The following is a 12,615-nucleotide window of genomic DNA, read 5'->3' on the forward strand; positions in this document are numbered from 1 at the left end:
TGCCTTGCACTTTTGTTCGATTTATAGACTTCAATCACTATTTATACAAGGGTTTCAGTCTTAACCAGCAAGCCCTACGTAGTTACTAAAATACTTTTGATACGATTTGCGTACTTTCCTCAAAAAATATATGATTTGTACTTTGCAATAGTTGAATTAGTTTTTTGAGGAATTTTAAGCCTATGGGGGTGTTAAGCTGTCGTATCGAGATTGGCTGACAACTATTTGGACAGGAAATTATGCAAGATTCTCTGATTTATCAAGATATCCTTCAGAGAGGAAGATAGCAGGAAGCGCTAGCACTGATAAGATGCGAACAATTGCAGAAATTAACGAGAAAATCATCCGCCAACGTGCGGTAGTGTTGACAACTGAAGAGTTAAAAGCACGAGTTGTAGAAATCGGTGTTAATAAAGCGGCTAAAGAAGTTGATGTAATTACCACTGGTACGTTTGAGCCGATGGAATCAAGCGGTGCAATTATCAATCTTGGACACACTGACCCTCCGATCAAAATTCGTCGTTGTTGGTTAGATGGCGTACCAGCATACTCTGGTTTTGGGGCAGTAGATTTATATTTGGGTGCGAGTTGTGCTGTGGAGACGACGGACGGAGAGGAAGTCCGAGAACGTGGCGGCGGTCATGTAATTGAAGATTTGATTGCTGGTAAAGCTATACATGTAAAAGCGCAAGGACAAGTAACAGATTGTTACCCCAGAGCAAGTTTTGAAACTACAGTTACCCGTGAAACGATTAATCAGTTTTATTTATTCAATCCGCGCAATCTTTATCAAAATTTTATTGTTGGTGTAAATGGTGGCGATCGCCCCCTCTTCACCTATCTGGGTCCTTTACAACCGCGTTTGGGGAATGCCGTTTACTCTAATCCCGGTGCTATTTCACCCTTACTCAACGATCCTGATTTGCAACTCGTTGGTATAGGTACTCGAATTTTTTTAGGCGGCGGTATTGGTTATGTTGCTTGGGAAGGCACTCAGCACTTCCCCTTACAAAAACGTTTAGCTAATCGTACACCCATTGGGCCTTCCGCCACTTTAGCTTTAATTGGTGATGCCAAACAAATGGATGCTCATTGGGTGCGGGGTTGTTACTTTAAAAGTTATGGCCCCTCATTGATGTTAGGCGTTGGTGTTCCACTCCCTGTATTAAATGAACAAGTAGTTGAACACTGCGCTGTACAGGATAAAGACTTAGTAGCCCCAATAGTAGATTTTTCCATTCCCCGGCGCGTTCGCCCTACTTTTGGTTTGGTGAGTTATGCCCAACTCAAATCTGGGAGGATCACTATTGAGGGCAAAGCTGTACGCTCTGCCCCCCTAGCGAGTTTGTTTTTTTCCAGGCAAGTCGCCCTAGAGTTGAAAAAGTGGATCGAAGCAGGGACGTTTACCCTCACAGAGCCAGTTTCTCCAATTCCGATGGAGCGATCTTTTCTACCCCAAGACCGGAGGACGGATTTTTGATCTTGGGAAATGGGGCAGGGAGCAGGGGAGCAGGGGGCAAGGGGGACAAGAGGTGAGAACTTGAAACAAGTCTTTCCCCTTGTCCCCAAGTCCTCTTCCCAATTCCCAATTCCCTACTCTTGAGTCGGTTTCGGTCGCTTGATGGGTTTAGGAGCAGGCGTTTTTGGTATAGGTTTTGACACCACAGAGGTATCTCCGCCTGTGCCTGTTTTCTTGATGGGACGCGGAGTTTCGCCGTTGCGTCTGGGGGGGAATGGTCTTCTACCACCAGCACCAGCACCACCGCTACCGCCAGCACGAGGGCCACCTCTGAATGGTGGTTTGCGTTTTTTGGGCAAGTCAGCGATCGCTTCAGCTTTTTCTACGATTAAAACATCAGCTTCTCGCTTGGCTTGGAAATCCCAGAATTTTCCTACGGCTTTGGTGGTCAGGACACCCCTCAATTTCAACTTGAAATACTTGGGTTTGTCAGTTGGTTTGCGTGCAGCCTGCCTAATTTTGACTACCAAACTTTTAGCGTCAAAAGATTGGTATACTACTTCACCACGAACAGAAAAACCACCATCAGCTACTTCTGATGAGGGGATCGTGGGAATTGTGCTTAATTCAGAATTTTCGGATAAGCCATCATCAAGTGTCTGTGACTCTTGCAACTCTAAATCTGACTCGTCCTCATCTGTTGAGCTTTTAGCCAGATTTTCTGGCTCCCAAACTCCGACGATTTGGATGTGCAAGGTGTCATTTTCTTGTCTTGTACGTGGATATACTACCCACAGATGTTCTTTTTCTAAGTCTAGATGATTCTTGACTAAGCTCATAATCCGGCCTAGGAGGACGGCATTGAGTTCTACACCATCTGTAGTTAGTAGCGTACCTTGAGTAAATTGTTCGCTGCTAGCATGATAGCGACCCCTGACTAATCCGATCGCTCGGTACTGCATCGGTTCGCTGGGAGGCGGAATCGGTTGCTGTCGATTGACTAAGTTCCCATTTGAGTCAGTCTCGCTGGGGTTGACAGGCGAATTTTCAAATTTAGAGGGCTTGGGTACTATGTGAACATTAGAGGCAGCCTCTATTTTATTTGGGCCCTGGTTAGAGGCAGAAGAATTGGAGGATTCAGGCAACGGCATCAGGTCGGAATTCATAAAAACTCCTTGCGGCGGAGACACATCCCATTGTGGGATTTTATAAAGGTAGCTGGAAAGAGCATTTGTGCGACTGATGAAAGTATATTTGCTTTTCACAAAGTCACACTAGGGTACTCTATAACAATACTAAAGGCGCTAAATTGAGTGTATAAACACTAAATGTGTAATTTAGCGCCTTTACACTAGTTTCGGAAGCATATCATAGCTACAATTCTGACGGCTCCTCCTAAAGTCATCACTTACTTTAGCAGTGTAAATAGTTAATTGTTATAAAATTCACAGGCAATTGGCGGTATTCCGCAAAGTTTTGGAAATTTTTAACTTTACGATTTGTGTAAATGATAATGTCATTAAAATTTAGGAGAAAGACAAAACTGTGTCTCAACCGCGCAATCGTTGGATAGTTCAAATCGTCTTGGCGCTGGCAATTCTTGCTTTTGTGGGTGTTTCGGTGATTCCCATAATTGGAGCATTTAATAATACGCCACCCTCAAACCAGAATACTGCTAGCAGCAGAGGCACTTTGACCTCTGCTGACCAAAAATCAAAACTGGAAGACGAAGTACGGGGTTATGAACTGGTTTTGCAAAGGGAACCAGAAAATCAGACTGCGCTTAAGGGCTTATTGCAGGCGCGTCTACAACTACTGAGTCAAAAAGAAAAAAGTGAGGTTAAACCAGCTGATATCCAAGTTGTCATTGAACCTCTGGAAAAGCTAGCCAAGCTAAATCCCGAACAATCAGAATATTCAGTGCTACTCGCTCAAGCTAAACAGCAAATAGGCGATCGCGAAGGAGCCGCTCAAGCTTATCGCGCAATTTTGTCTACCAAACCTGGCGATTTGAAGGCTTTGCAAGGAATGGTGGCTTTGTTAATCAGTCAGCAACGCCCAGAAGCCGCTATTGGTTTACTGCAAGAAACCCTCTCGAAAGCAGCCCAAGCAAATACAATTCAGCCTGGAAGTGTAGATACAGTAGCCGTGCAGGTATTGTTAGGTTCTGTTCATGCTTCCCAGAAACGCTACGCTCAAGCTAGCTCTGTATATGACCAGGCAATTAAGAAAGATCCGAAAGATTTTCGCCCCGTTGTGGCAAAAGCGATGCTCTTGAAACAACAGGGCAAAGACGCAGATGCAAAACCTTTATTTGATAGCGCCGCAGCTCTAGCACCTGCTCAGTACAAAGACGAAATTAAAAAGGCAGGAATGACTTCCCCTATTCCTAATTCGGCCGTATCTCCCGCGCCTTCATTGAAAAGTACTCCGAAGTAATGGGCATTGGGAATTGGGCATTGGGAATTAGGAATTGGGGAAAGACTTGTTTCAAGTTCTCACCTCTTGTCCCCTTGTCCCCTGCTCCCCCTGCTCCCCTTATGCTCCTTCAATGGCAGCTACGATACCAAAGACTAAAAACAGGCATCCGCCAACAAAGGTGAGTTGACGCTCAGAAATGCGTCCGGCAATCATTTTGCCACCAATAACTGCGATCGCAGCACAAATGGCATGTCCTAAAATTGCACCTACTGTTACTCCAATGGGATTATTACCTGCGGCTAGGGCAATGGTGGCAATTTGCGTGCGATCGCCCCACTCTGCCATAAATGTCAATATAAAGGCTTCTATGACAATTGCTAAGGAAGTCTTTTTCTTTGGTAACTCCAAATCTGCTTTTTTCACCGCAGCCTCGGCTTCTTCTATAACTTCCGTATCACAAGCAGCCGAAGACATCTTACTCGCGTCATATAACAGCTTGATACCAAAGGCGATAAACAAAACTATTTCGGCGTAATGAATATAAACTTTTGGTAATAAAGATGCCGCTTGTCCAAATAGCACCGAAAGGATGGTCATCGCAGCCAAAGCAGCTGTCACACCTATAAATACCAGCCGCCGCGAGTGGTGCATTGCCAAAATTACAGCAATAAAAAATGTTTTATCGCCTAATTCGGAAACTGTAATTAATAATAAACCTGCGGTAAAAGCTGTTAACACTCTCTCAAGCTCCTGAAGAATCCTTTACCGATGTGAAGCTTGATGAGAACCAAAAGACCTCACCAAGTTTACACTTTTCGGTGTGAACTTAGTGAAGGTCTCGCTTTCAAATATTTATTATTCGCCACCTGAACCAGGCTCATCGCCAGTATGTTGATTCAGATGTACTGGCTTTTATTTTTTTGCCAGCAGCTACTCCCCTTCAATGCGGATCTGATCGTACATCTGTCATAAGTAAAAGTCAAGGTGGGGGATGGAGAGATATAACTTTAGAAAAATGGCACATACAGCCCGATTCAGGTATTAATTTGGTAAAAATTCCTCATCTGTGACTTCTGGACAGATAAGATGAATCATGCACAAGGGTAACGCCAAATCATATCCCATCAAGCAAGTCCGACCAACTTAGCACTTAGTTGCCACATGCGATCGCCTTTGTCGTCATCACGGGCTTGAGGAGAAACCTTTTGAACAAAGGAATTACCATCTTCCTTCTGGCGATTTCCCCAACTCCAATACACACCGGATTGATTGTACTCAGGATCGGCAACCACCGCCGCAACTCGTTCTCCCGCCAACTCCTGAGACACATATCCCTTAGTGATGTACTTCTGGAATAATGGGAAGATTTTCTGAAACAGGGGATAGTGGTTTCTAAATAGTGGCGTTTCTGCAACACATCCTGGATAGAGAGAGTTGAAGACGATACCAGTTGACTCGTGATAGCGCTGATGCAGTTCCCGCATAGTCAGCACGTTACAAACCTTGCTGTCTTTGTAAGCTTTGACTGGTTCAAATTTCTTACCATCAATCATTGAGATCGGCTCTTTAAACCCTTCTGCAAAGCCCTGCAAATCGCCCAAGTCTGGACGCGGCGGAATTTTCCCACCCAGTTCGTCTGGATTGTGGGTAACAGTTCCCAAAATTACGAGCCTTGGTTCTGAAGATGACTTTTTCAGATCCTCTAGCATTAGGTTACACAAAAGGAAATGTCCCAGGTGATTTGTGGTGACAGTTAACTCGTAACCTTCTGGACTGCGTAAAGGCTCTTTTATTAAGGGCATATAAATTGCGGCGTTGCACACCAAAGCGTCTAGGGAGTGGCCGCTTGCTCGAAAGTTATTCACAAATTGTCGAACGCTATCCAAAGAGCCAAGATCGATATGCATGATAGTGTAGCTGCCCTGATGCGGGATTCCCACAGATTGGGCTGCAAGTTGAGCCTTCGCTACATCTCTACAGGCCATCACTACATACCATCCCCTTTCAGCAAGAGCCTTGGCAGCGTACAAACCGACCCCTGAAGAGGCACCTGTGATTACAACCGTTGACTTCCTATCCTGTACCATTGCTATTCAGACTCTGTTAATCACCTTTTTCTCTCTTCAGGATTTTACCTCACTGAGTCACCACGTCTGTTATGGTTGGCGATCGCTTCTCACTCATTTCGATTGAATTTCTCTAAGAGAAGAGCTTTTACATCGCTTTTAGGATTGTCAAGATCGAAAGGATAAGGGTGTTGTGTAGCGGAGTTACAACAACTCATCAAAACTTGCAATGCAGCCCGAAACGCTTCTTCCTCATTTCTATGTTCTGAAATATATCGTTTTATTTCAGTATTGGTCATCTGGTTTAGGTTCTGCATCATAGAACAAATTTCCAATTCCCAATTATGCAACAATACAGTTCAGTTAAAGCTAAAACTTTTTGCCAAAGTCAATTTTTTAACGAACCGCAAAGTACGCAAAGGACGCAAAGAGAAGAAAGAAATGCCTTAACCCAAGCATATTGAATTATGCAATGGTTTGAAGACAAGCACAGTTGTTGAACTAATTAAACTTATCTTTGTATATACATAGAATATCCTCAACTTCATAAGGTGGAAGATGCTTGAGTTCGTTCGGTAAAGTATCCATTTCGATTGCATGACCTGCTATATCTAGACTTAGTGCAGATGCGCCTTTACGAACTCCGCGATGAAGATAAAGCTTTTCAGGAAATAAGGTGAGCTTTGCACCAATCCTGAACGATGTATCGTAAATGTATAGCTCACCAATACCATGAACTTTATGTAGTCTTGTTTTGACTAGTTCGTGAATTTGCTCAAATGTTCTGCATTGCTGAAAGCTATTAGTCATAGTAGGCAAGACCATTTTGGCTGTGTCTAATGCTGATAGTTTGATACGCCGTTGGTGCGAATAACGCATTCCTCGGTGATCTTTTGCTATCGCAGCTAACTCAATGGCTTGAATCAAAGGAGACTGGCTTCTAAACCAATTAATTTCATTAATTGTATTTTGCTGATGTTCTTTTTCGTAATGTCTAATGATGGCTATAAAGTTTCGCATATATATCTATTGATTATGGATATACAGAAAATTAAAATATATTCAGGAGATAGGAATATTATTGCTTAACCCTACATCCTATCTCCGAAAGACTAGCTAATACTTCCGCTCTTTTGGCTCAAACATAGTAATCGCCACCGGACGATATTGAATGTCAATTCCCACAGGTGAATAGTAAGCCATTGTGTGTTTCAGAAAGTTGGCATCATCTCGCTCGGAATAATCTTCGCGGAAATGAGCGCCCCGACTCTCTTGACGATTTAAAGCTGATGCCAAAATAGTCTGTCCCACTATCATCAAACTTCGCAATTCTAAGGCTTCCACAAGTTCTGTATTCCAGCAACTACCTTTATCATCTAAATAAATTTGAGGATATTGTTGTTGTATTTCTGCTAATTTGTGCAACCCTTCACTCATTAATGCCTCAGTGCGGAAAACGCCGCAGTACTCAGTCATACAATCCTGGAAGGCTTGACGGACTTGGTTAATTCGGTACTGTCCTGGTTGTTCTAGCAGAGATTGGATTTCTTGCTGGGCTTGGGTTACATAGCGTTGCTCATCTACAGAGGGCAACTTCCGTTTTTGGACAAATTTGGCGATCGCAGCCCCAGTTCTCTTGCCATAAACGACACATTCTAACAGAGAGTTACTACCAAGGCGATTGGCACCATGTACAGAAACACAAGATGTTTCGCCAGCCGCAAAGAAAGCATCAACTAAACCATCACCACTGCTACGGACTTGCCCATCAGTGTTAACTGGGATACCACCCATACAATAGTGAATTGTCGGGCGGACTGGCATTGGTTGAGTTACCGCGTCAACACCCACCAAACGATGCGCTTCTTCCCAACAGAAGGGGACGCGACTCATAATTTTTTCTTTACCCAAATGGCGGAGATCCAAATAGACAAAGGGGCCACCAGCACTACCGTCGAGATGAATACCACGACCGGCGCGAATTTCATAAGCGATCGCGCGTGAGGTAATATCACGAGGAGCCAATTCCATGCGGCTGGGTGCATAATTTGCCATAAAGCGATCGCCTTCACTATTAATCAGATACGCCCCTTCACCCCGTACCGCTTCCGAAATTAGCACCCCTACGGGATATAAACCAGTGGGATGAAATTGGACAAATTCCATGTCTTCGAGAGGCAAACCTGCGATCGCAGTCATTGCTAAACCATCACCCGAAGAGGCGTAATCATTAGAGGTAGTATTATAAACGCGACCATAGCCCCCTGTGGCAAACATCACCGCCTTGGCTCGCACCACCTCTATATGTCCATCCAAAAGGTGGAACATCACCACACCTTTCGCCTCATTCTCTTCCAAGATGAGACGCATTACATACCATTCTTCATAAACTTGCACCCCATAACGCCGCAAATTGTTAACCAATTCGTGCAAAATCGCGTGACCTGTCTTATCGGCGGCATAACAAGTGCGGTTGTGAGAATGCCCGCCAAAAGCTCGTTGGGCAATGCGACCATCGGGTAAGCGAGAGAACAAAACGCCTAAATGTTCCAAATCAATTACCACATCTGGCGCTTCTTGGGTGAGAATTGCTACAGCATCTTGGTCTGCCAAATAATCAGAACCCTTGACAGTATCAAAAGCATGTGCTTCCCAACTATCTTGGGAATCAACATTTTTTAGTGACGCAGCCATACCACCTTGAGCCGCCACCGAATGGGAACGAATTGGGTGTGTTTTCGCAACCACAGCAATATTTAAACTAGGGTCAGTGCGAGCAATTTCCACTGCCGCACGACATCCCGCCAATCCACCCCCAACAATAATTACATCGTGTTCCAGCATAATTAGCCCTCTGATTGCAAAGCACTGCTGTTCTATTGTAGAGATGTGATTAATCAGGCAGTGCATTGCTGATCGCCGTGGCATCTCTACAAAAAAATTCCCTGCCATAGACAGGGATGTTATTACAAATTTTGAAATTAAAAATGAAGAGTTAGGTCTTCATTCCTAACTTTTTAGCTAGCTGCTTGTACAGGTTGTTGCTGAGACACATTACCTGGTATAGGTTCCATTTTAGTTCCCGGCCCTACAGGAGTGACTTCAATATGATTTAACAAGGTCGTGACAAACGCAAACAACAAGAAAGGTAGCGATAGCAGAACGACCAAACCCGCAGTTGCTAAAGCGTACACAGGACGCTTGGCACCCATCAGCGCTAAGGCAGATGCCAAACTTAGGGTAATTGTAATTAACCAAACAATTATTTGACCGTAGATATCACCAAAAGTCAGCGTACAGACAAACCGATACTTTTGAATATTATTTCCGCTCATCACATTTGCCTCAAGTCTCTCCTATATAGGTTCTACGTTAGAGCCATGTTTGCTTTGTAGACAATTTCTAAATATTTTTGCAAAATTCGTAATATTGCTTCACAATTTACTTTTTTTGTTACAAACCGCAATTCATAGTCCTGGATGGCATAAATAGAGCAAGCATACTTGACGGTAAGCCCGAATGGCACGCTTGTTAATCGCAAAGCCCTGATATAACTTGCTTTCTGAGTGTGGGGAGTGTGGGGAGTGTGGGGAGTGTGGGAAGAAAGAGGAGAAATTGAATAACTGCATATCAACAAATGCTGTATTGCCTCCCCATCCTCCCACACCTCCCACACCTCCTACACCTCCTACACCCTTCCAGCAAGGAGGTTTCAGCTTTTCTTAGTGCCATTCCGGTAAGCCCTTTTCCTGTATCTCCACGTTCTTTGTACTACGGTGTGTACATAAGTCCTCAAAACCTAGTTTTGTAGGGTGTCTTATGCCGTAGGTTAACGCACTATTCTATATTTTTGGTGCGTTATGACCATAGATAAATCCAGCAAAGTAAGGATGTGAAATCCGATTTTTTGGTGTTAAATTTTGAGTATTGTCGGAATTTGTTGACTTAAATCAACAAAAACCCTTATTTTTCGTGGCAATGTTGTTTTAGGAGTGAACGTGAATACTATTTTTCTTCGTAAAGGTGTTTTTTGGTTGCCAGGTATAGCTGCTCTTGTAGTTCTGAGTAGCGGCTTATCTGCAAGTGCCCAGACAGTAGACAAGGTAAGCAGTCAGGTATTAACTGGCTCTTCCGCAACCGTAGCTTCTCCCAATGAGTTTAGTACAGAACTAGACACTGTAAGCCAAAATCTTTCTACAGAAACAACTGAAACATTTACAGCCACAAATTTAGCTGAGGTACAGCAGAGCCAAAATCCTGTAATACAGGAAAATGCCAGTGTAACGTCTACACCAGTTCCAGGCACAGTGGCAACCTCGTCTGCGACTCTCACCTCTGAGTTTGTACAACCGACTTCTCAAACGACTGCTCAACCATCTGCTACCAAAGTGGCACAATCGGATATTGATTTAGGCAGAACAACCCGTGGTGGCAGTAGCTATATTGGCGTTGCTGCTAACATTGGTTTGAGTGGTGATGGTAGCTCGTCTTTGGGCGATGGTAACTTTGCAGTAGTTAGTAAAGTCGGACTGACAAATTCTATATCGGTACGTCCCTCAGCCGTATTTGGCGACAATACCACAATTTTGCTTCCGATCACCTACGATTTTACCTTCAAATCAGCTGATGCTTTTAGCGAACCGTTAGCGATCGCACCTTACGTTGGAGTGGGTGCAGCTTACAAAACTGGTGATGATTCGCAATTTGCCTTTTTGGTATCTGGTGGCATTGATGTGCCTCTAACTCCTCAATTCACAGCAACAGCCTCTGTCAATGCAGGGTTTTTCGATCAAACTGATATTGGCTTATTGTTAGGAGTTGGTTATAACTTCACTGGATTATAAGAGTTAGGAGTTAAGAGTTAGTAATATTGGCGTTGCTGATTCCATGTATGAAAATGATTTTGCATAATACCAAAATCCTTGTAGAGACGTAGCACCGCTACGTCTCTACATCCAGATTCATACTTTAATTCAGCAACGCCGTAATATTTCATTCATAGCTCTTAACTCCTAATTCTTGATTTTCTACTTGGGGGTAACTTTGTCAATTACCTTGATTTTGCCATCGTCTCCTACTGTCCAAACGTCATATACACCAATGACATCGCCGTTAGCATCAACATCGACGTTGCCACTAGCTCCTTGATAGTTAATCTTTTTACCATCTTTGAGTAACTTCAGTCCCTCGCAGACATCAGTAACTTCTGTGCCAGGACCATCAGCGACTTCACGGATTTTGCCGGCTATACCAACGCCTGTATTTTCACTAGCAGCTTGTGCTGCCAATGTCAATAAGGCAGCCGCATCCCAAGCTTGAGGAGCGTATTCCCCTGGTTCATTACCCTTTTTATCTTTCCACAGCTTATTGAAAGCTTCTAGCGCTTTACCATCGGAACCGGGTACTGTACCGATCGCTCCAGTTAAAATATATTTACCATCGCTGCCTTTGCCAACTTGTTCTGGGAAAGTAGGTGATTTCACTCCATCTGTGAGCAAAATCTGCACTCCCTTAGCTACACCTTGCTGATAAGCGGCTTTCAAGAACAGACTGCCAGTTTCAGCGTACAGTACAGCTAGAACTGCATCTGGCTTACTAGCAAAGGCAGCCGCCGCTTCTGTATCAAATGTCTGCGCTTTCGGGTCGTAGCGGACAGGCTTATCTTTATTAACGATGGTTCCACCCAATTTTTCAAAAGTTTGCACAAATGCTTTTTCAAAGCCCACGCCATAGTCGTTATTAATCACAACTGTAGAAACTCGCTTGAAACCTTTTTTTCTGGCAAGTTGGGCTAATGCTAGTGCTTGGTAGGTATCAGGGGGAGCGGTACGCGCCCAAAAGCCTTTAAAGTCGCCTTTTTGAGCTTTTTCGGTAAATATGGGACTGGTACTACCAGGGGAAACCAGCATAACTTTATTCGGCGTAGCAATGGAGACTGCTGCACTAGAAACGCTACTGGCAAATGAACCAACTACACCTGCTACTTTATCTAAAGTTGCTAGTTTGGTCATACCGGCTGCACCCGCTCTGGGGTCGGTTTGGTCGTCTACTTGCACCAAGGTAACTGGTTCGCCATTCACCCCACCACAGGCGTTGACGGTATCAACGAGTAAAGGAACGGAACCTAACATCTGCTGTCCAACAGAAGCTAAGTCGCCTGTTGTCGGTAGCAGGGAACCAATTTTTAGCCCTTTAGCACTGCTTGTCGTAGTTGAGTTTGCTGCTGGGGTAGCGGTATTTCCGGTGTTAGCTGTGCCATTGGGGGTACTATTATCACCACAAGCCCCAACTAGGAACCCAATTGCTAGGGTAGCTATACTGAAGGTTAAGGCGGCGCTAATCTTTTTCATAAGTAACTTTGACTCCTCAGATATTTAGGAGCCTAAAAGTAAGATTCAAACTAGATTTTTAAATTAGCTGTATCTTATCAGGACTCCAAAAGATAAATCATATCATCCATCTTTGGGAGTAGAAGTGTTTACGCCTATATTTAAGTCACACAGAAGATTTTCTGTGTATTAAAAGCTGGAAAACGGAGAGGGAGGGATTCGAACCCTCGGTACGGAGTTGCCTGCCGTACAACAGATTAGCAATCTGCCGCTTTCGACCACTCAGCCACCTCTCCTGACTCACGAATATCAATGTTATCAGACTTGCTCTTAAGAGTCA

The 12,615-nt window shown here is 44.0% G+C and carries 12 protein-coding genes and 1 tRNA gene; 3 read left to right on the forward strand and 10 right to left on the reverse strand.

Features of this window, described 5'->3' with window-relative positions; all coding sequences use genetic code 11:
* Positions 1–310 precede the first annotated feature (310 nt).
* Positions 311–1,480 carry a homocysteine biosynthesis protein gene (locus GNF10_RS12700; RefSeq protein WP_185581537.1) on the forward strand — a complete coding sequence of 390 codons (1,170 nt, stop codon included), beginning with the start codon at positions 311–313 and terminating at the stop codon, positions 1,478–1,480.
* Positions 1,481–1,593: 113 nt separating this feature from the next.
* On the opposite strand, the gene GNF10_RS12705 is transcribed toward GNF10_RS12700, so the two are convergent.
* A complete protein-coding gene (locus GNF10_RS12705) occupies positions 1,594–2,625 on the reverse strand; it encodes a hypothetical protein (RefSeq protein WP_185584506.1) in 1,032 nt (343 codons plus the stop codon).
* A gap of 379 nt (positions 2,626–3,004) precedes the next feature.
* Here GNF10_RS12705 and GNF10_RS12710 point away from each other — a divergent pair, with 379 nt between their 5' ends.
* A complete protein-coding gene (locus GNF10_RS12710) occupies positions 3,005–3,898 on the forward strand; it encodes a tetratricopeptide repeat protein (RefSeq protein ID WP_185584504.1) in 894 nt (297 codons plus the stop codon).
* A 99-nt stretch (positions 3,899–3,997) separates the two neighbouring features.
* Here GNF10_RS12710 and GNF10_RS12715 read toward each other — a convergent pair whose 3' ends face one another.
* From GNF10_RS12715 to GNF10_RS12740, 6 genes are all read right to left on the reverse strand, one after another.
* Complete coding sequence (locus tag GNF10_RS12715) at positions 3,998–4,618, reverse strand: TMEM165/GDT1 family protein (protein WP_185584502.1); 621 nt, start codon at positions 4,616–4,618, stop codon at positions 3,998–4,000.
* 386 nt (positions 4,619–5,004) lie between these two features.
* Positions 5,005–5,967, reverse strand: a complete 963-nt coding sequence (locus GNF10_RS12720) for a protochlorophyllide reductase (protein WP_185584500.1) — start codon at positions 5,965–5,967, stop codon at positions 5,005–5,007.
* A gap of 480 nt (positions 5,968–6,447) precedes the next feature.
* Positions 6,448–6,966 (reverse strand): hypothetical protein, encoded by a 519-nt coding sequence (locus tag GNF10_RS12725; protein ID WP_185584498.1) that lies wholly within the window; start codon positions 6,964–6,966, stop codon positions 6,448–6,450.
* A gap of 96 nt (positions 6,967–7,062) precedes the next feature.
* Positions 7,063–8,790 (reverse strand): succinate dehydrogenase/fumarate reductase flavoprotein subunit, encoded by a 1,728-nt coding sequence (locus GNF10_RS12730; protein ID WP_185584508.1) that lies wholly within the window; start codon positions 8,788–8,790, stop codon positions 7,063–7,065.
* Positions 8,791–8,963: 173 nt separating this feature from the next.
* Positions 8,964–9,281: a hypothetical protein gene (locus GNF10_RS12735; protein WP_114084056.1), complete on the reverse strand. Its 318-nt coding sequence runs from the start codon at positions 9,279–9,281 to the stop codon at positions 8,964–8,966.
* Positions 9,282–9,313: 32 nt separating this feature from the next.
* Positions 9,314–9,622: a hypothetical protein gene (locus GNF10_RS12740; protein WP_185592624.1), complete on the reverse strand. Its 309-nt coding sequence runs from the start codon at positions 9,620–9,622 to the stop codon at positions 9,314–9,316.
* A gap of 322 nt (positions 9,623–9,944) precedes the next feature.
* Between GNF10_RS12740 and GNF10_RS12745 the strand changes: the two genes are divergently transcribed.
* Positions 9,945–10,790, forward strand: a complete 846-nt coding sequence (locus GNF10_RS12745) for a hypothetical protein (protein ID WP_185584496.1) — start codon at positions 9,945–9,947, stop codon at positions 10,788–10,790.
* A 17-nt stretch (positions 10,791–10,807) separates the two neighbouring features.
* On the opposite strand, the gene GNF10_RS38520 is transcribed toward GNF10_RS12745, so the two are convergent.
* The 3 genes from GNF10_RS38520 to GNF10_RS12755 form a co-directional block, all read right to left on the reverse strand.
* Positions 10,808–10,942: a hypothetical protein gene (locus GNF10_RS38520; protein WP_260446300.1), complete on the reverse strand. Its 135-nt coding sequence runs from the start codon at positions 10,940–10,942 to the stop codon at positions 10,808–10,810.
* Positions 10,943–10,973: 31 nt separating this feature from the next.
* Positions 10,974–12,296: an ABC transporter substrate-binding protein gene (locus tag GNF10_RS12750; protein WP_185584494.1), complete on the reverse strand. Its 1,323-nt coding sequence runs from the start codon at positions 12,294–12,296 to the stop codon at positions 10,974–10,976.
* A gap of 183 nt (positions 12,297–12,479) precedes the next feature.
* Positions 12,480–12,571, reverse strand: a tRNA-Ser gene (locus tag GNF10_RS12755).
* Between the last annotated feature and the right edge of the window lie 44 nt (positions 12,572–12,615).

The sequence above is a fragment of the Nostoc sp. UCD121 genome (assembly GCF_014222285.1).
Classification (GTDB): Bacteria; Cyanobacteriota; Cyanobacteriia; order Cyanobacteriales; family Nostocaceae; genus Nostoc.

Bases quoted from the DNA above. Each gene is read 5' to 3' on its own strand.
- GNF10_RS12700 (WP_185581537.1), top strand. From the start codon at position 311: ATGCGAACAATTGCAGAAATTAACGAGAAAATCATCCGCCAACGTGCG.
- GNF10_RS12705 (WP_185584506.1), bottom strand. From the start codon at position 2,625: ATGAATTCCGACCTGATGCCGTTGCCTGAATCCTCCAATTCTTCTGCC.
- GNF10_RS12720 (WP_185584500.1), bottom strand. From the start codon at position 5,967: ATGGTACAGGATAGGAAGTCAACGGTTGTAATCACAGGTGCCTCTTCA.
- GNF10_RS12725 (WP_185584498.1), bottom strand. From the start codon at position 6,966: ATGCGAAACTTTATAGCCATCATTAGACATTACGAAAAAGAACATCAG.
- GNF10_RS12730 (WP_185584508.1), bottom strand. From the start codon at position 8,790: ATGCTGGAACACGATGTAATTATTGTTGGGGGTGGATTGGCGGGATGT.
- GNF10_RS12735 (WP_114084056.1), bottom strand. From the start codon at position 9,281: ATGAGCGGAAATAATATTCAAAAGTATCGGTTTGTCTGTACGCTGACT.
- GNF10_RS38520 (WP_260446300.1), bottom strand. From the start codon at position 10,942: ATGAAATATTACGGCGTTGCTGAATTAAAGTATGAATCTGGATGTAGA.
- GNF10_RS12750 (WP_185584494.1), bottom strand. From the start codon at position 12,296: ATGAAAAAGATTAGCGCCGCCTTAACCTTCAGTATAGCTACCCTAGCA.